The 22,056-nt window shown below is 71.8% G+C and carries 20 protein-coding genes, 1 tRNA gene and 1 riboswitch; of the genes, 20 read left to right on the top strand and 1 reads right to left on the bottom strand.

What is annotated here, in order from left to right; all coding sequences use genetic code 11:
* The first annotated feature begins 37 nt into the window (after positions 1-37).
* From BM339_RS35385 to BM339_RS35330, 12 genes are all read left to right on the top strand, one after another.
* Positions 38-301, top strand: a complete 264-nt coding sequence (locus tag BM339_RS35385) for a hypothetical protein (RefSeq protein WP_075023708.1) — start codon at positions 38-40, stop codon at positions 299-301.
* On the top strand, positions 298-711 hold the full coding sequence (locus BM339_RS35380; RefSeq protein WP_075023707.1) for an RRQRL motif-containing zinc-binding protein: 414 nt from the start codon (positions 298-300) through the stop codon (positions 709-711). Before BM339_RS35385 ends, BM339_RS35380 begins: the two co-directional genes overlap by 4 nt.
* Positions 708-977: a hypothetical protein gene (locus BM339_RS49090; protein ID WP_075023706.1), complete on the top strand. Its 270-nt coding sequence runs from the start codon at positions 708-710 to the stop codon at positions 975-977. Before BM339_RS35380 ends, BM339_RS49090 begins: the two co-directional genes overlap by 4 nt.
* Positions 974-2,269 carry a DUF2637 domain-containing protein gene (locus BM339_RS35370; protein ID WP_075023705.1) on the top strand — a complete coding sequence of 432 codons (1,296 nt, stop codon included), beginning with the start codon at positions 974-976 and terminating at the stop codon, positions 2,267-2,269. Before BM339_RS49090 ends, BM339_RS35370 begins: the two co-directional genes overlap by 4 nt.
* The gene (locus BM339_RS35365; protein WP_075023704.1) at positions 2,266-4,515 is read left to right on the top strand and encodes a P-loop NTPase family protein; all 2,250 of its coding nucleotides are present in this window, start codon (positions 2,266-2,268) and stop codon (positions 4,513-4,515) included. The genes BM339_RS35370 and BM339_RS35365 overlap by 4 nt, the downstream gene beginning before the upstream one ends.
* Before the next feature lie 142 nt (positions 4,516-4,657).
* On the top strand, positions 4,658-4,927 hold the full coding sequence (locus tag BM339_RS35360; RefSeq protein ID WP_075023703.1) for a hypothetical protein: 270 nt from the start codon (positions 4,658-4,660) through the stop codon (positions 4,925-4,927).
* Positions 4,928-5,079: 152 nt separating this feature from the next.
* The gene (locus BM339_RS35355) at positions 5,080-5,433 is read left to right on the top strand and encodes a hypothetical protein (RefSeq protein WP_143118735.1); all 354 of its coding nucleotides are present in this window, start codon (positions 5,080-5,082) and stop codon (positions 5,431-5,433) included.
* Positions 5,430-6,119 (top strand): DNA cytosine methyltransferase, encoded by a 690-nt coding sequence (locus BM339_RS35350; protein ID WP_075023701.1) that lies wholly within the window; start codon positions 5,430-5,432, stop codon positions 6,117-6,119. The genes BM339_RS35355 and BM339_RS35350 overlap by 4 nt, the downstream gene beginning before the upstream one ends.
* Positions 6,120-6,183: 64 nt before the next feature.
* On the top strand, positions 6,184-7,146 hold the full coding sequence (locus BM339_RS35345) for a bifunctional DNA primase/polymerase (RefSeq protein WP_075023700.1): 963 nt from the start codon (positions 6,184-6,186) through the stop codon (positions 7,144-7,146).
* On the top strand, positions 7,143-8,339 hold the full coding sequence (locus BM339_RS35340; protein ID WP_075023699.1) for a DUF3631 domain-containing protein: 1,197 nt from the start codon (positions 7,143-7,145) through the stop codon (positions 8,337-8,339). Before BM339_RS35345 ends, BM339_RS35340 begins: the two co-directional genes overlap by 4 nt.
* A 240-nt stretch (positions 8,340-8,579) precedes the next feature.
* Positions 8,580-8,780 carry a helix-turn-helix domain-containing protein gene (locus tag BM339_RS35335; protein WP_256255619.1) on the top strand — a complete coding sequence of 67 codons (201 nt, stop codon included), beginning with the start codon at positions 8,580-8,582 and terminating at the stop codon, positions 8,778-8,780.
* Positions 8,777-9,952 carry a site-specific integrase gene (locus BM339_RS35330; RefSeq protein WP_075023697.1) on the top strand — a complete coding sequence of 392 codons (1,176 nt, stop codon included), beginning with the start codon at positions 8,777-8,779 and terminating at the stop codon, positions 9,950-9,952. Before BM339_RS35335 ends, BM339_RS35330 begins: the two co-directional genes overlap by 4 nt.
* Before the next feature lie 658 nt (positions 9,953-10,610).
* Here the strand turns inward: BM339_RS35330 and BM339_RS35325 are convergent.
* Positions 10,611-10,684: transfer RNA gene (locus BM339_RS35325), tRNA-Pro, on the bottom strand.
* A gap of 171 nt (positions 10,685-10,855) precedes the next feature.
* Between BM339_RS35325 and BM339_RS35320 the strand changes: the two genes are divergently transcribed.
* The 8 genes from BM339_RS35320 (at position 10,856) to BM339_RS35285 (ending at position 22,036) form a co-directional block, all read left to right on the top strand.
* The gene (locus BM339_RS35320) at positions 10,856-11,644 is read left to right on the top strand and encodes a hypothetical protein (protein WP_083598328.1); all 789 of its coding nucleotides are present in this window, start codon (positions 10,856-10,858) and stop codon (positions 11,642-11,644) included.
* A 180-nt stretch (positions 11,645-11,824) separates the two neighbouring features.
* A complete protein-coding gene (locus tag BM339_RS35315; RefSeq protein WP_021594580.1) occupies positions 11,825-13,687 on the top strand; it encodes a PP2C family protein-serine/threonine phosphatase in 1,863 nt (620 codons plus the stop codon).
* Between the two features lie 455 nt (positions 13,688-14,142).
* Positions 14,143-14,300: riboswitch (cyclic di-AMP (ydaO/yuaA leader) on the top strand.
* An 11-nt stretch (positions 14,301-14,311) separates the two neighbouring features.
* Positions 14,312-15,070, top strand: a complete 759-nt coding sequence (locus BM339_RS35310; protein ID WP_075023695.1) for a CHAP domain-containing protein — start codon at positions 14,312-14,314, stop codon at positions 15,068-15,070.
* A gap of 163 nt (positions 15,071-15,233) precedes the next feature.
* Complete coding sequence (locus tag BM339_RS35305; protein WP_075023792.1) at positions 15,234-18,128, top strand: bifunctional glycosyltransferase/CDP-glycerol:glycerophosphate glycerophosphotransferase; 2,895 nt, start codon at positions 15,234-15,236, stop codon at positions 18,126-18,128.
* A complete protein-coding gene (locus BM339_RS35300) occupies positions 18,112-19,407 on the top strand; it encodes a glycosyltransferase (protein ID WP_075023694.1) in 1,296 nt (431 codons plus the stop codon). The genes BM339_RS35305 and BM339_RS35300 overlap by 17 nt, the downstream gene beginning before the upstream one ends.
* Before the next feature lie 24 nt (positions 19,408-19,431).
* Complete coding sequence (locus tag BM339_RS35295) at positions 19,432-20,631, top strand: acyl-CoA dehydrogenase family protein (RefSeq protein ID WP_024936375.1); 1,200 nt, start codon at positions 19,432-19,434, stop codon at positions 20,629-20,631.
* Complete coding sequence (locus BM339_RS35290; RefSeq protein WP_021598128.1) at positions 20,628-21,407, top strand: SDR family oxidoreductase; 780 nt, start codon at positions 20,628-20,630, stop codon at positions 21,405-21,407. The genes BM339_RS35295 and BM339_RS35290 overlap by 4 nt, the downstream gene beginning before the upstream one ends.
* An 11-nt stretch (positions 21,408-21,418) precedes the next feature.
* Positions 21,419-22,036, top strand: coding sequence for a TetR/AcrR family transcriptional regulator (locus tag BM339_RS35285; protein WP_021598127.1), 618 nt, complete (start codon positions 21,419-21,421; stop codon positions 22,034-22,036).
* Positions 22,037-22,056 lie beyond the last annotated feature (20 nt).

Genomic DNA, 22,056 nt, shown 5'->3' with positions numbered 1-22,056 from the left:
ACGCCCGGACCGTCCTGGACTCCCCGGAGGTGGAGAGATGACCGCCGTCCTGTTGACCCTGGCCGCGCTCGCCGCGTTCTGCTGGGTGTGCGCCTCGCCGGTCCGGCTGGCCGCTGCTGGTGGGGTGCTGCTGGTCTCGCACCCGGTGCAGACCTTCGCCCTGACCGCTGTGGCGGCTGTGGCGCTGACGGTGGCCGCCGTGGTGTTCACCGTGCGGACGGTGCGTGCCGAGGGCTGGCATCTGGTCACCGTCCAGCGCCCCAACCTGGCGCCCGTGCCGGCAGGGGGTGTGACGGTATGACCCGCCGCCGTAGCTCCGCGCGGTTCTTCGACCCGGCCGGCACCCGGTACGGGATCCCCACCTGGCCGTGGCGCATGGCCCCGGAGCATCTGCGCACGCGCCGTCAGCTCGCCGCCGAGGGCCTGCGTCCCGGCGGTCAGGACGTCGCCGGTCAGGTGCTGTGGAACTCGCGCCGCTACAACGCGCCCGGCGGTGTGCGCGCCGCCTACCTGTACGACGTGCGCCTTGCGCTGCCCAAGCGCACCCCGACCGACCGGCAGCGTGAGGCCCTGGGCAAGGCGCTGGCCGCCCGCCGCTGGTGCCCGACCTGCCAGCGCGACGCCGGTTACGTCCTGCCCCGCCACCTCGGCGAGTGCCTTGAGTGCGCCGAGGGCGCGGCCCTCGGCGATGCGGAGGTGGCCGCGGCATGACCTCGACCACGCCCGCCCCCGTCTACGCCGCGCCGCGCCGGACGCTGCACGCCGGTCCGGTCAAGCGCTGCCCGTCCTGCCGCACGCCGCTGGACGGTGGCCCGGTCCGGTTCCGCTGCCACCCGTGCGGCGTGCCGCTCATGGCCGCCGACCTCAACACCGAATACCGCCCCGCCGGCCACGTGACCGGCCACCCGGCCGGCGACCGCGCCGGCGCCGACTCCAACCCGGTCCGGACCGCCCCCGATGGGAGGCACCCCGCATGACCCCCACACCGTTCCACGTCCCGGCGAACCTCGGCGCACAGGCCACCAACCCGCACGCAGCCGACAACGCCGCCATCCCGCTCCGACCGCTGACGCCCCCCAACGAGAGCCCGACCGACCCGACCGCCTCGCCGCCGACCACGACCGACCGCGCCGAGGGCGAGGCGTCCAAGGGGCGGGCGCTGACCAGTAGCGAGTTCACCGCGGTCGCCGTGGTGGCCGCGCTGGTGGCCGTCCTTGGCCTGCTGGGGTTCGTCAACAGCTTCGCCGCCGTCGCCGAGGCCGCACGCCCGTCGTTCGGTCGGCTGGCCTGGACGGTCCCGCTCGGCATCGACCTGGGCATCGCCATCTTCGCCGCCCTCGACATCGTTCTTGCCCGCCTGGACATGCGGATTCGGTGGCTGCGGTTCATCCCGTGGGCGCTGACCGCCGCAACCGTCTACCTCAACGTCGCCGGGGAACACAGCGTGTTCGGCGCGGTCGCCCACGCGACCCTGCCCGCGCTGTGGGTCGTGGCCGTCGAGATCGCCGCGCACGTGATCCGGATCCGCGCCGGCATCGCCGCCGGAACCCGCATGGACGGCATCCGCACCTCACGATGGATCCTCGCCCCCTGGCCCACCATGAAGCTGTGGCGCCGCATGGTGCTGTGGGAGATCCGCTCCTACCCCGACGCACTCGCCCGCGAACGCGCCCGCGTCCTGGCCCTGACCGACCTGCAGGACACCTACGGCCGGTGGTCCTGGCGCCGCAACGCACCCCGCCGCGTCCGCGCCCTGTACCGGCTCGGTGAACTCCCCACCGCCGAAGTCTCCGCCGAGACGGGCGCGCCGTCCGCTGGACCGTCCGGCGGACCTGCCGAGGACGGTCCCGCCCTGACGCTGTTGGACCGTCCGGCGCTGGAGTCCGGACCGTCCACCCCAACCGGCGACGGACCGTCCACCGCACCATCCCGGACCCGTACGCGGACCACCGGCACCCGGTCCGCCGCACACAAGGGAGGACCGTCCGCCCGCCGGTCCCGGACCCGCAAGCCCGCCGCGTCGCCGCCGGACGTGGACGACCTCATGCCGCTCGGGCGCCGCATCGCCGCCGACCTCGCCGAGACCGACCAGCCCCTGACCCGCAACGCGCTGGCCGTCCGGCTCCGCGAGGCCGGACAGAGCGCCGGTAACGCCCGCGTCGGCGCCCTGCTGGCCCGCCTCAAGACCGAACCCACCGAGGCGACACCCGCCAACCCGTCCGACGCCGAGAACCCCGCCACGTCCGCCGAGGGAGACCATCAGTCATGAGCCATGCCAGGCCCATGGGCGAGGTCGTACGCCTGCCCGTCAAGCACACCGACCACACCGCCGACCCCGACACGCCCGCCCTCGACGCGCCGACCGCCGGACCGGATGGAACCGGCGTCCCGCCCACCGACCCGCCCGCGCCCGTCCCGGTCCCGTCCGGCGACCGCGACGGCGCCGAGGATGACGGCGAGGCGATCGAGGGCCGCGTGCTGGTGGACCGGCCCGACACGTTCCGGCCGGACGTGCGCGCCCGCCGGACGGCCGGTGAGCGTGCGCAGCGACGCCCGATCATCGCCCCATGGCTGCGCGACCGCAGCGAAGCCAAAGCGACCGTGCGGTGGGCGGTCGGGTACGCCGGCCACGTCACCGGCTACCACACCGCCCGCATCCCGCTCTACAGCTTGCGTTTGGCGATGCGGTCGCCGCGCGGCCTGTGGCGGGTGGCCGCGGGCACGTGGCGGTGGACGTTCGACATGGACGCCCGGCCGCTGCGCACGCACGCCATCGACCGCCGCAACGACGAGGCGTATCTCAAGCTGATGAGCGAGCGCAACGACCGCGTCCGCGCCCGCCTCATGGTCACCGCCGCCGGCGCGGCCGGTACGGGCCTGGCCGCCATGTCGGTGGCCGCCGCCGGTGGCGTCACCCAAACCGCCGTGCTGGCCGCCCTGGTGTTCCTGCTCGGCTGGATCGGCACCCCCACCGACCGCCGCATCCTCGACACCGCCGTCGTCTCCACAAAGGCACCCAAGCTCACCAGCGAGATCGTGGTGCGGGCGCTGGCCGCCCTCGGCAACGCCGAGATCAACAAGGCCGTAGGCAAGGGCGGGTCCGGGATCACCTTCCCCGCACCGATCACCCGCGACGGCCCCGGCTGGCGCGCCGAGGTCGACCTACCGTACGGCGTCACCGCGACCGACATCATGGAACGCCGCGACCGCCTCGCCTCCGGACTCCGGCGCCCCCTGGGCTGCGTGTGGCCCGAACCCGCCCATGACCAGCACGCCGGGCGGCTCGTGCTGTGGGTCGGTGACCAGGACATGAACCAGGTGCGCCCGCCGGTGTGGCCGCTGGCCAAGACCGGCGCCGCCGCCGATGTGTTCAAGCCGTTCCCGTTCGGCACCGATCAGCGCGGACGCCCCGTCACGCTCACCCTGATGTACGCGAACATGCTGATTGGCGCCATGCCCGGCGCCGGTAAGACCTTCGCCCTGAAGGTCCCGCTGCTGGCTGCGGCGCTGGACCCGACCGCGCAGCTTCGGGTGTTCGAACTCAAGGGAACCGGTGACCTGGACTTCGCCGAGAAGGTCGCCCACCACTACGGGAGCGGCCCGGACGACACCACCATTGGCGAATGCCTCGCCAGCCTCCGCGAGGTCTATACGGACCTGGAGAAGCGCGCTAAGACGCTCGCCCGGTTGCCCAAGGACGTACGCCCGGAGAACAAGGTCACCCCGCAACTGGCCGCGTCCACGTCACACGGGTTGGGGCCGCTGGTGTTCGTGATCGATGAATGCCAAGAGCTGTTCTCCCACCCCGAACACGGCAAAGAAGCCGGCGAGCTCGCGACCGCGATCATCAAGCGCGGGCGCGCCCTCGGCGTCATCCTGCTCCTGGCGACGCAGCGGCCGGACAAGGCGTCCCTGCCGACTGGCATCTCAGCCAACGTCGGTATCCGGTTCTGCCTGCGTGTGATGGGCCAGACCGAGAACGACATGATCCTTGGCACCTCGATGTATCAGAACGGAATCCGCGCCACCACGTTCACCAAGCGGGACCGCGGCATCGGCTACCTGGCCGGCGAGACCGACACCCCGCAAATCGTCCGCGGCTACTACCTCGACGGCCCCACCGCCGACCGCCTCGCCGACCGCGCCCGCGCCGCCCGCAAGGCCGCCGGCACCCTCACCGGCTACGCCGCCGGCGAGGACACCACACCCGCCGAGGGCGACGGCTCCTCGCTGCTGGACGACATCGCCGCCGTCCTGCTGCCCGGCGAGGACAAGGTGTGGTCCGAGACCGTCGTGACCCGCCTGGCCGAACTGCGCCCCGCCACCTACGGCGCATGGAACGACCTGGACCCGACCGGCAAGGCCAAGCATCTGGCCGCCGCGCTCAAGCCCTACGGCATCGGCACCGGCCAGATTTGGGGACAGGGCGAAACCGGCAAGGGCGGCAACCGGCGCGGCATCACCACCGCCCACATCCTCGACGCCCTCAACGAGCGCGGCGACCGCGCCCGGTGACACCGGCACCGCCCGCTAGGTCTAGCGCCCGGCACCGCTAGACCTAGCGGCCCGGCTAGCGACCTAACCCCGCCACCACCAGCGATCAAGCATCTAGCGGCCCCTACCTGCACCCATGCCGAAAACCGCTCAGGAGGCACCTGTGAGCCCCCTACTCGCCACCGCTAGTCACACCGGCCCCAACCTCGGCGCGTGGCTCCTACTCGCCGTCCTGGCCGCCGTCGCCTACGTGGCCCACTGCGTCATCTGGCCGTATCGGGCGTGCCGTAAATGCAGCGGCGCCGGACGGTTCCGCTCCCCGTCCGGCAAGGCGTGGCGCTACTGCAACCGCTGCAGCGGCAAGGGCGCCCAACTCCGCCCCGGCCGCCGCGTCTGGACCCACCTCAAGGGCATCGACCGCGACCGCCGCTGAACCCACGACCGGCCCCGGCGGTGCCGCCGCACCCGCCCCGACAGACAGACGGGCGGCCCGGCGCACAAGCCACCAAGCACGCCGCCGGACCGCCCTAACCCCAACCGCTCACGTGCCCCAACGAGGACCCGCGACATGGAGGTAGCTCCATCATGACGCACCACCCGCCCGAACTCCCGCCTGTTGAGCAATGGCCCATGCTGGCCGGACCCGACTGCCCCGCCTGCCAGCGCCCCGCCGACGTGGCATGGATCGGCCCCGCCACCCTCGCCGACGGCGCCGAGGTCAACGTCTGGCGCTGCCGCGCCTGCCCCGCAGACTTCTCCATCCCCGCCGTCTGCTGGCCCGTTCTCGACGGCCCCGACTGCCCGCACTGCCACACCGAGGTCACCTGCTGGGCCGCGCTCGCCCCCGACATCCCCGGCGACCTGTGGACGTGCGAGCACGGACACGAGTTCGTGCTTACGCCCGAGGGTCTGATCATCCTGCCCGGGGAGGCCGCATGACCCGGCCGCCGTCCGTCCTGCCTGACCGCCCGTGGAACGGGCTGCGCGTGCTGGACGCCTTCTCCTGCGCCGGCGGTGCCGGGATGGGCTACCACCTCGCCGGATACGACGTCACCGCCCTCGACATCGCCGCGCAGCCGCACAACCCGTTCCCGTTCGTGCGCGCCGACGCCCTCGACGCGCTCGCCGACCGCGCGTTCCTCGCCGGATTCGACCTGATCCACGCCAGCCCGCCGTGCCAGGCCTACACCCTCGCGCAGCGGATCCGCGGCAACCCCCACCCCGACCTCATCGAACCCGTCCGCACCCTCCTGCAAGCGTCCGGGCTGCCGTACGTGATCGAGAACGTCCCCGGCGCGCCGCTGCGCGACCCGGTCACGCTGTGCGGGGCGATGTTCGGCGGCCTGCGCGTCTACCGGCACCGCGAGTTCGAGACCAGCCACCCCGTACCCGCCCCGCCCCACCCCGCGCACGCCGCGCCGCTGCGCAAGATGGGACGCCCGCCCCAGCCCGGCGACTTCGTGCATGTAGTCGGCAACTTCTCCGGTGTCGCCTACGCCCGCCAGGCGATGGGCATCGCCTGGATGACCCGCGACGAACTCCGCGAAGCCATCCCACCGGCCTACACCCGCCACATCGGCGCCGCCCTCGCCGCCCTGCTCACCGTGGGGGAGGTGGCCGCATGACCCGCCCCCGCACCGGCCTGGACTGGCGCGCCTCCGAGGGCCTGGGGCTGGACGGTGAGGCAGCATGACCGCCACCCGCTCCGCCGCCCTCGCTGAGGGCATGGCCGCCGCTGCGCTGGCGTGCGCCGCCCGCGGCTGGCACGTGTTCCCGCTACGTCCGCGGGACAAGCGCCCGCTGGCCCGGTTCACCGACTGGGAGAGGCACGCCACCACCGACCCGGCCCGCATCCGCGCGTTCTGGGGACGTGGCCCGGCGTTCAACGTCGCGGTTGCGTGCGGCCCGTCCGGGCTGGTGGTGGTCGACCTCGACACGCCCAAGCCCGGCGAGCGTCCGCCCGCCGAGTGGGACATGCCGGGAGTCAACGACGGCGCCGACGTGCTCGCCGTCCTCGCCGAGCGACACGGCCAGGCGCTGCCGCTGGACACCTTCACCGTGACCACCCGCCGCGGCGGCGCGCACCTGTACTTCACCGCCCCGCCCGGCGCCGAACTGCGCAACACCTCCGGACGCCATGCCACCGGCCTGGGGTGGCTCATCGACACCCGCGCCGCCGGCGGCTACGTAGTCGCGCCCGGCAGCTTCGTAGACCTCCCGGACGGCACCGGCCCCTACCACGTGGCCAACAACGCGCCGCCCGCCCCGCTGCCGGCATGGCTGGCCCGACTGCTCACGCCCGCCCCGCGCCCCGCTCCGGTCTTGGGTGCTGACTCGGTTGCCGGGCAAGTGGCGGACCTGCCCGCCTACGTCCAAGCGGCACTCAAGGGAGAAGCGGCCCGGGTCACCGAAGCGGTGACCGGTGGCCGCAATTACGCCCTGAACAAAGCCGCCTACAACCTCGGACGCCTCGCCGCCGCCGGCGCCCTGGACGCCGAGACCGCCGAGACCGTGCTGTTTGAGGCCGCCGCCGTCCACTTCGGCCCCACCCGCGCCGACGTCCGGCCCGCCGAGGCACGCGCCACCATCCGCTCCGCGCTCGCCGCCGGCGCCCGCAACCCGCGCACCATCACCAGGGGGAACCCCGCATGAACACGCCCACCGAGCAACCCACCGACCTCGGCGACCGGCCGCCGCTGGACGGCGCCGCACTGCTGGACGGACTACGCGCCGCGCTCACCCGGTACGTGATCCTGCCGAGCGCGCACGCCGCCGACGCCGTCACGCTGTGGATCGCCGCCACGCACGCCCAACCCGCATGGCCGCACGCCCCCCGGCTGGTCATCCGGGCACCGGAGAAGCGGTGCGGAAAGTCCCGGCTGCTGGACGTAGTGGAGGCGACGTGCCACGCCCCGTTCATCACCGTCAACTCCTCCCCGGCCGCGGTCTACCGATCCATCACCGACGACCCGCCCACCCTGCTGGTGGACGAGGCCGACACCATCTTCGGCGCCAAGGCCGAAGGCAACGAGGATCTGCGCGGGCTGCTGAACGCCGGACACCAGCGCAACCGCCCCGCCAAGCGCTACGACGCCAACGCCAACCGCGTCGAGTCCATCCCCACCTTCGCCATGGCCGCGCTCGCCGGCATCGGCGCCATGCCCGACACCATCGAGGACCGCGCCGTCGTCATCCGCATGCGCCGCCGCGCGCCCGGCGAAACTGTCTCCCCGTTCCGGCACCGCCGCGACCGCCCACCGCTCCGCCAACTCGCCGCCGACCTCGCCGCATGGCTACGCGCCGACCTCGCCACCCTCGAAGCGGCCGAACCGCCCATGCCGGTAGAAGACCGCGCCGCCGACACCTGGGAGCCCCTGGTGGCCGTCGCCGACCACGCCGGCGCCCACTGGCCCGACCGCGCCCGCGCCACCATCCTCGCCCTGACCGCCGAGGCCGACGACAACGGCGAGATGTCCAACCGGCTGCGGCTGCTCACCGACTGCCGGACCGCATTCGGCGCCGACACCGCCCTACCGACCGCCGTCCTCCTCGACCGGCTCAAGGCCGACCCGGAAGCGCCCTGGCACGACTACGGCCCCAATGGGCTCACCGCCATGAAACTCGGCACCATCCTGCGCGAATACGAGATCCGATCCGACACCATCCGATTCCAGACCGGACAGGCCAAGGGCTACCGCCGCGCCGACTTCACCGACGCATGGGCGCGCTACTGCCCCGCCGACGATGCCCCGCCCGGCGACGGCGGTGCGGCCACCGTCCTGCCCCTGCCGGGGGTAGGCCGTACCAGCCGTACCAGCCTCAACACCGCAGGTCAGACCCAATGAGGCTTGCACCCCTGGTACGGCTCAAGCCGTACCAACGCCCGCCCCGTGGTACGGCTCAAGCCGTACCACTCGTGAAGCCGTACCGCACCTGACCAGCAGAAACGATGCTGGTACGGCTGGTACGGCTACCCCTCGCCCTCACCACACCTGCCCGGCGCACAAGCCACCAAGCCCGCCGCCGGAACACCCCAACCCCCGACCACGGCACGCCCTCCGGAGAGGCCCACTATGTCCCGTCCCGTGCCCACCCTCGACAAACCCCTCTACCGCATATCCGAAGCCGTCGAACTGCTGCCCTACAGCCGCAGCAAGCTCTACGAACTCATTCGCGCCGGACGTATCCGCACCGTCAAGGAGGGCGCCGCCCGCCTCATCCCTGCGTCCGCTATCGCCGAATACATTGCGCTGCTGGAGCGCGAAGCGGAGGTGTCACCCCGGTGACGAACGACAACGCAAAGAAGCGACGCTCCCGCGGCGACGGCGGATTGCACTGGGACGAGAACCGGCAACGCTGGATCGCATCCGTGACGGTCGGATACACTCCAGCGGGGAAGCGCATCGTCCGAAAGGCAAGCGACAGGTCCAAAACAAAGGCGCTTGCCAAGCTCAAAGAGAAGATGCGCGACTATGAAGACGGGCTAGCTGTCGGGCCGCACAACTACACGGTCGCGGAGGCGGTTCGGTACTGGCTCGCCTACGGGCTGAACGGTCGCGATCCCAGGACGGTCGAGAACTACCGAACTCTCGCCGAAAAGCACATCATCCCAAGGGTGGGCGCGCGGAAGCTCCGCGAGTTGTCCGCCGAAGACGTGGACAAGTGGCTAGCGGAGAAGGCGCCCGACCTCAGCACGCGGTCTCTCCGTCTGATCCACTCGGTTCTCAACCGATCCATACGGAATGCTCTGGCGCGCGACAAGGTCAAACGGAACGTAGTGGCGCTATGTGACGTTCCGACCGGTCGCAAGGGGCGGCCCTCGAAAGCGCTCACGCTCGCACAGGCCGAAGCAGTGCTGAACGCTGCGGAGAGCACGGCCCTTAACGCATACGTGGTGCTTTCGTTGCTCGTGGGAGCACGCACGGAAGAGCTCCGCGCGCTCACGTGGTCTCATGTGGATCTCGACGGCAAGCCGGACGCGCAACCGCCCGTACCCCCGACCGTAATGCTCTGGCGATCGATACGAGCTGGCGGGGACACCAAGACGCGCAAGTCTCGCCGGACGCTGGCCCTGCCGGCGCGGTGTGTGAAGGCGCTACGTGCTCACCGCCAGTCGCAGGACTTCACGAGAAAGTCCGCTGGCACCGCGTGGCAGGAACACGGCCTAGTGTTCGCCTCGCGCGTCGGGACGCCGCTTGACTCGCACAACGTTCGTCGCACGTTCCGGCGCATCCTCGCCAAGGCCGAACTACCGGCCGCGGAGTGGACGCCTCGCGAAATGCGGCACAGCTTCGTGTCCCTGCTCTCCGACAGTGGGGTTGCCATCGAGGACATCGCACGCCTGTGCGGGCACAACGGGACGACGGTCACTGAGACGGTGTACCGGCTCCAGATCCGGCCTGTTATCGAGGATGGTGCGACCGCCATGGATCGCATCTTCCCTGAACTTGGCGTGTAGGTTGAAGCTTGAGCGGTGGTCCCGTTCGGTATTTAGCTCCCTTAGGGCAAACTGCCTACCGAACGGGACCATCTATCCCAGAGCATCAACGACTACTTGATTACTTTACGCTATGCTATTTTATCGTTTTGCAATCAAACTGCACGTACGAGTATCTAGCCGCGACCGTTACTTCTTTTACATTTACTCCAACCTTGGAAAGGTGTGTCTCGGCGAGCATCTTATAGACTTTTAGCAGGTCCTCAACTTTCGATTTTGTTACATTGCAATCTCCATTGGTAACATTGCATTCAACTTGAAGAACTATTTTACGTTCCATGGGATACTCAACCTTTCACAACTTTGAAGTTGAGTGCCCTGGGATGCCCGCAAGGATAGCATATTGATCAAGGTCGCCGTAAGTGGTTTTCCGACTTTCTTGAGTCGGACCGTCGGGCTTGCGGGGGAGTTGGTCTTGGAGCCTGATCCTGTGGACGGTCGCGGGGTCCGTTGGGGCGGCCTCGACGTTTCGTCGGGGGTGCTCCAGTGTGAGGCAGGGAGGTCGGGTCGGTGCCGAGGCACTGTGTGCGCGTTGGGTGGCCTGCGCAACGTAGTCACTCAGTTAGTCAACCGAAGGCGAGAAGGCCGCTTCCGAAGATCTGAAGCGGCCTCTGACCTGTCGGGACGGCGGGATTTGAACCCACGACCCCTTGACCCCCAGTCAAGTGCGCTGCCAAACTGCGCTACGTCCCGGTGCCTGGCGGAGCAGGCGTGATTACTGTAGCGCAGTCCGCGGGGTCTTGCGTACTGAGATACGGGGGCCGGGATCTCTGATAGGCAGGCCGGATGGTGGCTTTGCGGGCGGTGCTGGCCGGGGTGGTCTGCCTCGGGCTGGTGTGCGGGTGCGGTGGAGGGGCTCGGCGGGTGAGCGGGAGTCCGGAGCCGACGAGGTCGAAGGCCCGGCCGTCGAAGGCGCCGGTCGTGCGGGTGCCGGCGGGGGTGCGGGCGTCGTACATGGTGTTCGACCGGCGGGCCGGGCGGGTCGTGCTGGAGCGGCGGGCTGCGCAGACGTACCGGTCGGCGTCGGTGGTGAAGATCCTCATCGCGCTCGACTACCTGCGGCGGCATCGGATGTCGGCGGCGGATCGGGCGTTGCTCGTGCCGATGCTGCGGTCCAGTGATGACGGGGCGGCCACGGAGTTCTGGCGGCGGGGCGGGCAGGCGGAGATCATCGAGCGGATGGTGCGGGAGGTCGGGCTGGCCGACACCGCGCCGCCGCCCGCGGAGAAGCCCGGGTTCTGGGGGTATACGGCGCTCAGTGCGCGGGACGTCGTGAAGACGTACCGGTACCTGCTGGAGGAGGCGCCGGCGGCGCATCGGGAGTTCGTGCTGGAGCAGTTGCGGAAGGCGACGCCGTGCGGGACGGACGGTTTCGACCAGACGTTCGGGATTCCGCAGGCACTGGAGCGGCCGTGGGCGGTCAAGCAGGGGTGGTCCGGGTTCGGGGAGGTGCCGGCCGAGCCGTGCCGGAGGGGGACGCGGCCGGCGGCGTGGCGGCCCGATCTCGGGCTCGGGCGGCCCGTGCTGCATACGACCGGCCTGGTGGGGGACAAGGTCGTGGTGGTGTTGACGCTGCATCCGGCGGGCTCGTCGTTCCGCACGGCGGCGGCGCGGATCACGACGCTGACGAGGCAGGTCCACCGGGCGGCCTGACGGTTGCGTTCGCGGATGGTCAGCGGACGGAGCCGAAGGGAAAACCCGGGCAAAGATCTGGATTGTTTACCCGGATTTGGGCGATTAGTCCTTCGCTGGCGTATGTAGCTTTTTTCTCCCAGGGCAAGTGATGCCGAACGGGGGGCAGGGTTGGCGGAAGCGGATGGCACCCAGCCCGGGGTGCACGTTGCGGACCTGGAGGACCTGCGGGGCGCCGCGCACGACCGCGCGGTGCTGGCGGAGGCGCGGGTCGTGCTGGCGCGGCGCCTGGGCGTCCCGCCGGGGGAGGCCCTGCAGCACCTGATCTGGCTCGCCCGCGACCTGGACATCGAGCTCTCCGAGGCGGCGGCGCTGCTGGTCAAGGACGGCGGCGGCGGTCCGGTGGGCGCGGTGCCGGCCGGGCGGCGCCCGCCGCGGGCCGAGGGCGGCACGGCGGAGCGCCAGGCCCTGCTGTCGGACGCCGAGGACGTCCTGCGCCGGGTGACCGCCGAGGACACCGCGGGGGACGCGGAGATCCTCGCGGCGCTGCCGGACGACCCGGTGGCCGGGGCGGTGCTCGACGGGGCGCTCGATTCGGCCGCTCATCTGGTGCCGGTGCGGGGGCCGGACGGCAACGTGGTGGACTTCCTGTACGCCTCCCTCAACAGCGTCGCCCGGGACATGTTCGGGCGTGGCCCGGAGGAGCTGACCGGGCGGCGGCTGCTGCAGACGGACCCGGGGGCGGCGCTCGGCGGCCTCTTCGACGAGTACGTCGACGTGCTGGAGTCCGGGCAGAGCTTGGAACGTTCCTCTTTCCTGCACACCACGGCGCAGCGCGGCCTGTCGCGCTCGTCCCGGACGAGTGCGCGGTGCGTCCACGTGCCGACGGGCGTCTGCGTGACCTGGCGGTTCCACTTCGCCGAGGACCGGGTCGTGCGGCGGCTGGAGCGGGTCGAGCGGCTCGCCCTGATCGGGTTCGGCGAGTGGGACCTGGCCACCGGCGAGGCGGACTGGACGCCGCAGATGCTGGCCAACTACGGCCTCGCGCCGGACGAGGTGCCGCCGATGCCGCACGACCTGCCGAAGGTGGTGGCGGACGACGACCTCCCGCTGGTGGAGGAGGCCGTCCAGACGATGTTCTCGCGGCGCGAGCCGGTGGAGGCCGAGCACCGCGTGATCGGCCAGGACGGGACGCCGCGGCACCTGTGGGTGTTCGCCGAGCCGGTGCTCGGGGAGTCGGGGCTGCCGATCTCGATCAACATCGTGTCGCAGGACATCACCCGGCGGCGCGGGGTCGAGCGGGCGCTGGCCGAGACCCGGCGGCAGATGCTGCGGCAGCAGGCGCGGACGGCGCAGGAGCGGCGGGTGGCGGTGACGCTGCGCCGCGCGATCCTGCCCGACGAGGACGAGGTGGAGCAGCTTCCCGGCCTGGTCACCGGGCTGCGCAGCCTGGCCGCGGAGAGCACCGCGCGGATCGGCGGGGACTGGTTCGCGACCCGCACGCAGCAGGACGGGCGGGGGATGTTCGCGATCGGCGACGCGGCCGGGCACGGGCTGCCCGCGGCGGCGGCGATGGCGCGGACCCGGAACGGCCTCCTGGGCCTCGCCTGCACCGGGGAGGCCGCGGGACGGCTGGTGGGCTGGCTGAACGAGCTCGTCGGCAACATGGACCCGCCCGCGACCGGCACCGCGATCGTGGCCCATTTCGACCCCTCGCGGCGGGTCCTGGAGTGGACCTGCGCGGGGCATCCGCCGCCGATCCTGGTCCGGGACGGCCAGGCGATGCCCCTGGAGGTCGTCCGCGATCCGATGCTCGGGGCCATGCCCGGCTGGGAATACACCACGATCAAGACCGGGCTCCACTCGGGTGACCTGCTCTTCCTCTACACCGACGGGCTGGTGGAGCGCAGGGACGCGGACCTGGACGAGCGCATCGTCCGCCTCACCGGGATCCTGCGGGAGTCCTCGACGCAGCCCGCTCGCGTGCTGGACGAGGTGCTGGCGCGGATGGAGCACGACCGGGCGGCGGACGACACCACGCTCTTCGCCCTGTACGTGGAGTGAGCGGCGGCCCGGCCGACCTGCGATGATCACCTAATGTGACTTATGCCTCACTCGGGCGGGCGCTGGGGGGCGATGACGGTCGGTGAGGGCCGGATGACCATGCGCTCTAAAGATCGTCCCGGGGTTCCTTTACCTTTTGCGAGGGCGCGGTAAGCCCTTCTGGCAAAGGGCTGGGAGGCAGTCCGATAAAGATCGGGAACACGCGCTTACATGACGGTGTTGGTACTCCCTTGGAAGGGCTTTGAGCAGGCAAGACGCTGCTTTGTGCCTGGTTTGCTTTTCTTGGCCAGGTTGGTACCTTCTATCCGAATCAAGCAGCGCAGCCCATGCGTTGCCGCCGGTCGTCGAGGCGGCCGAGGATCGCGGAGCGGAAACCGCACGCGATGCGCGCCACAGGACGCGCGCCCCCACATCAAGATCAGTCAGAGATACATCCGAGAAATGAGCACCGCTGCCGCGGTGCAAGGCCGAGTCCGTCCCGGTCGAGACCGACCGGAACGGAGCCGGGGACCCAGGTTCCAGGGGTGAATCGGCGTGCCCGAGAGGCGCGCCGTAGGGCTGCTTCCATGCCCGAATCCGTCAGCTAACCCGGTAGGCGTCATGGAAGACAAGGAGATTCCCTGCATGACCGGTCGTTTCGATCGACTTTCCCTCAAGCGTTTCACGCCCGAGGACAAGGCCGTCGGCGTCGCCGTCGGCGCGGTCCTCGCCGGCGCCATCGGGCTCGGCGTCGCCGCCCCCCTCGCGGACGGCAGCGCGGTCGCCGAGACCGCCGCCCAGGCGGCGTCCGCCAAGAAGGGCGCCGTGTCCGCCGAGTCCGGCCAGGCGAAGGGCACGACCATGTCGGCCGCCGAGGCGCGCCGCGAGGGCTGGAAGGTCCCGCCGCACGCGGTCAAGCCCGCCGAGGTGATCAAGCTGGCGAAGAGCCAGGTCGGCATCGACGAGGGCAAGGGCGGCCAGACCAAGTTCCACAAGTGGTACGTGTCGACCCCGCACGCCAAGGCCACCGCCCAGCGTGACGGCGGCTTCTCGGTCAAGGCCTACAACGGCGCCCAGTGGTGCGACATGTTCGTGTCCTGGCTCGGCGCCCAGACCGGCGTCCAGAACATGGGCTGGGACGCCTACACCGTCAAGCACGCCACCTGGTTCAAGGACACCGGCCGGTGGGGCCACAAGGCCAAGCCCGGCGCGGTCGTCTTCTTCGACTGGGACAAGGGCTCCGGTGGCAGGATCGGCGGCATCGACCACGTCGGCCTCGTCGTGAAGGACAACGGCGACGGCACCGTCAAGACCGTCGAGGGCAACACCGGGAACGCGGTGCAGGAGAAGGTGCGCCAGAAGTCCCAGATCGTGGGCTACGGCTACCCCGACTACGCCGCCTGACCCCCACGCGACATCGCCGAAGGCGCCCGGTCTCCACCGGGCGCCTTCGGGCGTTCCGTCGGGTAATACGACGCATTGACAGCCTTTGATCTCCCTTGGACCTCACTGTGGCGTTCCTGGAAAGGAATCACAGGCACACGGCAGTCGGTGAAGGGGGATGCCCATGCGGGTGCGCCCGGATGTCAGTGTGGTGGTGATCGCCTACAACGACGCGGAGAGGCTCCCGCACGCGGTGGCCTCGGCGCTGGCGCAGTCGCTCGGCGCCGTCGAGACGGTCATCGTCGACGACGGGAGCACCGACGGGACGGCGGAGGCCGCCGACCGGCTCGCCGCGGCCCATCCGGGACGGGTGCGAGCCGTCCACCTGCCTTCCAACTCGGGTGGCTGCGGCCGTCCCCGCAACCGCGGCGTCGAGGCGTCGGCGGGACGGTACCTGATGTTCCTCGACAGCGACGACCTGCTGGACCGGCACGCCTGCCTCAACCTGCTCGCCGCCGCCGAGGACACCGGCGCCGACATCGTCTCCGGCCTCTGCGACCGGATCTTCCTCGACCTGCCCGCGGGCGCCAAGGGGCGCGTCCGCCCCTGGTACCCCTGGCTTTACCAGCGCAGCGCCGTCTACGAATCGCTGGGCGACAACCCGAATCTCCTCTACGACACCCTCTCGACCAACAAGGCGTACCGGCGGGGGTTCCTGGAGGAGCACGGCCTGCGGTTCGTCGAGCGCCTGCACTACGAGGACCTGCTGTTCACCGCCGAGGCCTACCTGGCGGCGGGACGGACCGCGCTCATCCCGCACCGCGTCTACCAATGGCTGGTCCGGGAGAGGGTGCCCGCGCCGTCGATCTCCAACCGGCGCGCCGAGCTGGCCAACTTCGCCGACCGGCTGGAGATCCACCGGCGCATCGACATGCTGTTCGCGCTGCGCGGCGCCGACGAGCTGCAGCGGGCCAAGGACGTCAAGTTCGTCAACCACGACCTCGTGCTCTACCTGCGTGAGCTGCGCGACCGCGACCCCCGCCACCGGGCGGACTTCCTCGACCTGGCGGCCGCTTACCTGGACGAGATGGACCCGAGGGTCTTCGAGGAGGCCAACCCGCTGCCCGCGATCGCCGCCTACCTGGTCCGGGAGGGCGATCACGCGGGGGCGCTCGCCGCCGCCGAGTACGACCCCGGCAAGCGGCCGGAGCTCCGCGCCCGGCTCGTCGAACGGGACGGGCGGGTCTTCTGGGGCGCGGGCCGGCCGCACGGCGCGCTCGGCCGCCGCATCCTGGACGTCACCGGGTTCGGGTTCCACGTGCGTCCCCTCAAGGACCTCCGCCCGGCGAACACCCTCACGCGGCTGGAGATGCGCGGCGGGCGCGCCCTCATGGCCGGGCACGTGCTCAACCCGCTGGGCCGGATCCCGCCGGACGCAGAGCTGGCCGGCTCGCTGGAGTTCCGCGACCGGCGCCGCCGGGCGCCGCGGGGACGGGTCCGCGCGTCGATCCGGCACGAGGGCGACCGGCTCGCCTGGCGGGCCGAGTTCGCCCCGGACCGGCGGATCCGGCCGATCGGGATCATCGACCCGGTGTGGGACGTGCGGCTGCGCCTGCGGGTGGACGGCGAGGAGGTGGTCACCCGCCTCGGCGCGGGCCGCGGATCGCCGTCCCTCGGCGGGGTCGCGCTGCCCGTCAAGCCGCGGTTGACGAGGTTCGCCGCCGACCGGCTCCGCCCCTACGTCACCGGGGGAGGCCACCTGGCGTTCGCCCTGGAGACGGGGAGCCCGTGGGCGCGGCTCGCCGGCGCGGCCGCGCGCCGCGCCGCCCGGTCCCCGGCGGGACGGCTGTCGTGGGGCCGCGGCCGGCGGCTGGGGCGCAGCGTGCGGCGGACGCTGACCGCCCGGAAGACCAAGATCGCCGTGTTCAACCGGGTGCTGAGCCGGCTGCCCGTCAAGACGGGCCTCGCGGTCTTCGAGAGCCACCTCGGCCGGCACTACTCGGACAATCCCAAGTACATCCACCGGGAGCTGCGCAGATCCGGTCGCCCGGTGACCGCCGTGTGGTCGTACGCGTCGTCGCCGAAGGGGTTCCCGGACGATGCCCGGCTCGTCAAGCGCGGATCATGGGCGTACTTCCTGGCACTCGCGCGGGCCCGGTTCTGGGTCGACAACCAGGGCTTCCCGGACGGGCTCCGCAAGCGCCCGGAGACCACCTACATCCAGACCTGGCACGGGTCGGCGTTCAAGCTCATGGGCCTGGACCAGCCGCGCATCAAGGGCGGGCCCGCCGCGGAGCGGGCACGGCTGCGGCGGATGGTGGAGCGCTACGACTGCTTCCTCGTGCGGTCCGAGCACGACGTCAGGACGCTCTGCAACGGTCTCGGCGTCCGCTCCGAGCTGCTCCCGGCCGGGTACCCGCGCAACGACCCGCTGGTCAACGGTCTGGACGACGATCCGGAGCTGGCCGCGGAGGTGGCCGCCCTGCGCGACGCGCTCGGCCTGGACGGCGGACGCCGCGCCGTCCTGTACGCGCCGACGTTCGCCACCGGGCCGCGGGGACGTCCCGTCCGGCTGCTGGACCCGCCCGTCGACCCGGACGCGTTCGCCCGGGAGCTGGGCGAGCGGTACGTCCTGCTCGTCCGGCCGCACTACCTGTGCCGGGCCAACGTCCCGCCGGGCGCCCGCTCTGTCATGCGGGACGTCGGCGACGTGCCCGACGTCACCCCGCTCCTGCTGATCGCGGACGCGCTGATCACCGACCACTCCTCGATCATGTTCGACTTCGCGCTGCTGGACCGGCCGATCGTCCTGCACCTCCCCGGCGGGCGGGACCGCGCCGGCGGCTACTTCGACCTGGAGCGGCACGCGCCCGGGCCGATCACCCGCACGGAGGACGAGCTCGTCGCCGCGCTCGCCGGGCTGGACACGGCGGAGGCCGTGCACGCCGGGCGGCGCCGCGCGTTCGCCGCGCGCTTCGGCGAGCACGACCGCGGCACCGCCGCCCGGACGGTGGCGGACCGTTACTTCCCGGCGGCACGGCCGGGCTACAGGGGGGACCGCCATGACCGCACCGCGTGACGTCTTCATCGTGTGCAACAACGCCGACGACATGGGCGGCCTCCAGCGCTGGGCGCACCACATGGCGCGGCTGCTGGCCCTGCGCGGCGACCGCGTCACCCTCGTCGGGATCACCCGCGGGCGCGAGCCGTACCACCACGGCCGCGACGGGTCCTACGCAGTCGAGGTGCTGCACGGGGATTGGCGCTCGCCCGTGCTCGCGTGGCGTCCGGGGACGCCGCGAGATCGCCTCAACCTGGCGGCCCGGGTCCGGGAGGCGCGGCGGTCGGCCGCCCAGCGCCGCGGCGCTGGGCGCCTGTCGGAGCTGTTCGCCGCCGCGCGGCCGGGGGCGGTGGTCATCGCGGCGCAGGTGTGGGCGATGGAGTGGGTGCGGCTGGCCGACACGTCCGGGCTGCGCGTCGTGGCCATGAGCCATGAGTCGTACCAGGCCACCCGGAGGTCCTCGCGGTACCGGCGGGTCAAAGAGCACTACCCCGCCGCCGACCGGATGCTGGTGCTCACCGCCGAGGACGCCGACGCCTGGGCCCGGGACGGCATGACCAACGTGGACCACATCCCCAACCCGCTGCGCGTGACACCGGACGTGTACCCCACGCTCGACCTGCCCGTCGTCGCCTGCGTGGGGCGCCTCTCCTATGAGAAGGGCGTGGATCTGCTGCTGGAGGTGTGGGAGCGGGTCTCGGCGCGCCATCCGGGCTGGCGGCTGCACATCTACGGGGACGGCCCGGACGGGGCGGAGCTGCGCACGCGGGCGGCGGCCGCCGGGCTGTCCGGATCCGTGGAGTTCCGGGGGGTGGTGCCGGACGTCGAGGAGGCGATGGTCGAGGCGTCGGTGCTCGCGCTGCCGTCCCGGGCGGAGGGCCTCCCGATGTCGGTCCTGGAGGCGATGGCCTACGGACTGCCCACGGTCGCGTTCGACTGCGCTCCGGGCGTCCGGACCCTGATCGAGGACGAGCGGGACGGCCTGCTGGCCAGGCCGGGCGACGTCCCCGCGTTCGCCGCCGCGCTCGACCGCCTCATCCGGGATCCGGAGCTGCGCCGCGCGCTCGGGACCGAGGCCCGCGCGTCGGTCATGCGGTTCCGTCCGGACGCCGTCCTCGCCCGCTGGGACCGCCTGTTCGACCTGCTCCACCGCGAGCTTCCGGCCGCCGGACCGGAGACCGCGCCGGAGCCCGTCCCAGCGCAGGAGGCCGCCGAGGCGCCCGCGCCGGGACGGGCGGTGCCCCGCCGCGTCCCGGCCCCGGAGGCGGAGCCCGCCCTGGGGGGAGATTCTTTCTAACAACTGTTTGGTAGAGTTCGCCGCGTGGAGCAGAACGAGTCCCCGGCGGACCGGGCCTTCCGGGCGGAGGTCCGCGACTGGCTGCGCGGCAACCTGGCGGGCGAGTTCGCGCACGCCCGCGGGCTCGGCGGGCCCGGCCGCGAGCACGAGGCCTTCGAGGAGCGGCTGGCCTGGGAGCGGCACATGGCCGCGGCCGGCTGGACGTGCGTCGGCTGGCCCGAGGAGCACGGCGGGCGCGGCGCCACCGTCGAGCAGCAGGTGATCTTCCACGAGGAGTACGCGCTGGCCGGCGGCCCGGCCCGGGTCAACCACATCGGCGAGAACCTGCTCGGCCCCACGATCATCGCCTTCGGCACCGACGCGCAGCGCGCCCGCTTCCTCCCGCCGATCGTGGCGGTGGAGGAGCTGTGGTGTCAGGGCTACTCGGAGCCGGACGCCGGGTCGGACCTCGCCAACGTCCAGACCCGCGCCGAGCTCGCCGGCGACCACTGGCTGATCAACGGGCAGAAGGTGTGGACGTCCCTGGCCCTCGAAGCCGACTGGTGCTTCGCCGTCTGCCGCACCGAGCCGGGGTCGTCCCGCCACCGGGGGCTGTCGTACCTGCTCGTCCCCATGAAGCGGGACGGCGTCGACATCCGGCCGATCGTGCAGCTCACCGGCACCTCCGAGTTCAACGAGGTCTTCTTCGACGGGGCCCGGACCGATGCCGACAACATCGTCGGCGCGCCCGGCGAGGGATGGAAGATCGCGATGGCGACGCTCGGGTTCGAGCGCGGCGTCGCGACCCTCGGCCAGCAGGTCGGGTTCCGGCGCGAGTTCGAGGGCGTCGCGGAGCTGGCCCGGCGCACCGGGGCCGTCAAGGATCCGCTGCTGCGCGACCGGCTGACCAGGGCCTATATGGGGCTGGAGATCATGCGGCTGAACGCGGTGCGAACCATGGCGGGCGTCGCCGCGGGCGCCCCCGGCCCCGAGTCGTCCATCTCCAAGCTCGTCTGGGGCACCTGGCACCGGGAGCTGGGCGAGCTCGCGATGGACGTCCTCGGTGCCGCGGGCATGGTCGCCGACGGGGAGCCGTACAACCTGAACGACTGGCAGCGGCTGTTCCTGTTCTCCCGCTCCGACACGATCTATGCCGGGTCGAACGAGATCCAGCGCAACATCATCGCCGAGCGCGTCCTCGGCCTGCCCCGTGAGCAGAGTGCGAGCAGAGAGGCCCGCGGATGACACCGCCCCCCTACGTCCCCGCGCACGGCCTGCTCAAGGACCGCGCCGTCGTGATCACCGCGGCGGCCGGGGCCGGGATCGGCGGCGCCGCCGCCCGCCGCTGCCTGGAGGAGGGCGCCCGCGTCCTGATCTCCGACGCGCACGAGCGGCGGCTCGCCGCGTCCGCGCGGGAGCTGGAGAAGGAGTTCGGCGACGGCCGGGTCGCCGCGCTGCCCTGCGACGTCACGTCCGAGGAGCAGGTCCGGGCCCTGTACGACCTGGCCATGGAGCGGTTCGGGCGCATCGACGTCGCCGTCAACAACGCGGGCCTCGGCGGGACCGCCGACCTCGTCGACATGACCGACGAGCAGTGGGGACGCGTCCTCGACATCACCCTCAACGGCACCATGCGCTGCACCCGCGCCGCCCTGCGCCTCATGCGGGGCCAGGGGTCGGGCGTCATCGTCAACAACGCGTCGGTGATCGGATGGCGGGCGCAGAAGGGCCAGTCGCACTACGCCGCCGCGAAGGCCGGGGTCATGGCGCTCACCCGCTGCTCCGCGCTGGAGGCCGCGGACTTCGGCGTCCGGATCAACGCCGTGTCACCGTCCCTCGCGATGCACCCGCACCTGGTCAAGGTGACCTCGGAGGAGCTGCTGGACGAGCTGACGCGCCGGGAGGCGTTCGGCCGCTACGCCGAGCCCTGGGAGGTGGCCAACGTTATCGTCTTCCTGGCCAGCGACTACTCGTCGTACATGACCGGCGAGGTGGTCTCCGTCTCCTCCCAGCACCCATAGGAACCACGACGATGAGTCCACGACGGCGCGACGCCGAAGGCACCGCCGCCGCCCGCGCGGGGCGGCGGGCCGAGCTGCTCGCCACGGCCGCCGAGGTGTTCGCTTCCCAGGGCTACTCCGCCACCACCGTCCGGCAGGTCGCTGACGCCGCCGGCATCCTCGGCGGCAGCCTCTATTACCACTTCGACTCCAAGGAGTCGATGGCCGACGAGATCCTGTCGACCTTTCTGGACGACATGTGGGCCGCCTACGACCGCGTCCTGGACGCCGGGCTCAACGCGCGCGACACGCTGGCGGCCATCGTCGTCGAGTCGTTCCGCTCCATCGACAAGCACCGCCCGGCCGTCGTGCTCTACCAGAACGAGTCCAAGCACCTGGCGACGAGCGAGCGGTTCCGCTACCTCCTCGACTCCCAGCGCCGGTTCGAGGAGATGTGGCTGACGCTGCTGGACCGGGGCGTCAAGGAGGGCGTGTTCCGCGCCGACCTCGACCGGAGCCTCGTCTACCGCTTCATCCGCGACACCGTGTGGGTCGCGGCCAACTGGTACCAGCGCGGCGGCCGGCTGTCCGCCGACGACATCGCCAAGCAGTACCTCGCCATGTTCCTCGAAGGCATCCAGGCGAGCTAGGCCCCTGTACGAAGGAGACC

Source organism: Actinomadura madurae (genome assembly GCF_900115095.1).
GTDB lineage: Bacteria > Actinomycetota > Actinomycetes > Streptosporangiales > Streptosporangiaceae > Spirillospora > Spirillospora madurae.
This window is presented reverse-complemented; position numbering and strand designations above follow the sequence as displayed.

What these genes read in the sequence shown, in the direction of transcription:
- BM339_RS35385 (WP_075023708.1), top strand. Translation starts at nt 38, where the DNA reads ATGACCGCCGTCCTGTTGACCCTGGCCGCGCTCGCCGCGTTCTGCTGG.
- BM339_RS35380 (WP_075023707.1), top strand. Translation starts at nt 298, where the DNA reads ATGACCCGCCGCCGTAGCTCCGCGCGGTTCTTCGACCCGGCCGGCACC.
- BM339_RS49090 (WP_075023706.1), top strand. Translation starts at nt 708, where the DNA reads ATGACCTCGACCACGCCCGCCCCCGTCTACGCCGCGCCGCGCCGGACG.
- BM339_RS35370 (WP_075023705.1), top strand. Translation starts at nt 974, where the DNA reads ATGACCCCCACACCGTTCCACGTCCCGGCGAACCTCGGCGCACAGGCC.
- BM339_RS35365 (WP_075023704.1), top strand. Translation starts at nt 2,266, where the DNA reads ATGAGCCATGCCAGGCCCATGGGCGAGGTCGTACGCCTGCCCGTCAAG.
- BM339_RS35355 (WP_143118735.1), top strand. Translation starts at nt 5,080, where the DNA reads ATGACGCACCACCCGCCCGAACTCCCGCCTGTTGAGCAATGGCCCATG.
- BM339_RS35350 (WP_075023701.1), top strand. Translation starts at nt 5,430, where the DNA reads ATGACCCGGCCGCCGTCCGTCCTGCCTGACCGCCCGTGGAACGGGCTG.
- BM339_RS35345 (WP_075023700.1), top strand. Translation starts at nt 6,184, where the DNA reads ATGACCGCCACCCGCTCCGCCGCCCTCGCTGAGGGCATGGCCGCCGCT.
- BM339_RS35340 (WP_075023699.1), top strand. Translation starts at nt 7,143, where the DNA reads ATGAACACGCCCACCGAGCAACCCACCGACCTCGGCGACCGGCCGCCG.
- BM339_RS35310 (WP_075023695.1), top strand. Translation starts at nt 14,312, where the DNA reads ATGACCGGTCGTTTCGATCGACTTTCCCTCAAGCGTTTCACGCCCGAG.
- BM339_RS35305 (WP_075023792.1), top strand. Translation starts at nt 15,234, where the DNA reads ATGCGGGTGCGCCCGGATGTCAGTGTGGTGGTGATCGCCTACAACGAC.
- BM339_RS35300 (WP_075023694.1), top strand. Translation starts at nt 18,112, where the DNA reads ATGACCGCACCGCGTGACGTCTTCATCGTGTGCAACAACGCCGACGAC.
- BM339_RS35290 (WP_021598128.1), top strand. Translation starts at nt 20,628, where the DNA reads ATGACACCGCCCCCCTACGTCCCCGCGCACGGCCTGCTCAAGGACCGC.
- BM339_RS35285 (WP_021598127.1), top strand. Translation starts at nt 21,419, where the DNA reads ATGAGTCCACGACGGCGCGACGCCGAAGGCACCGCCGCCGCCCGCGCG.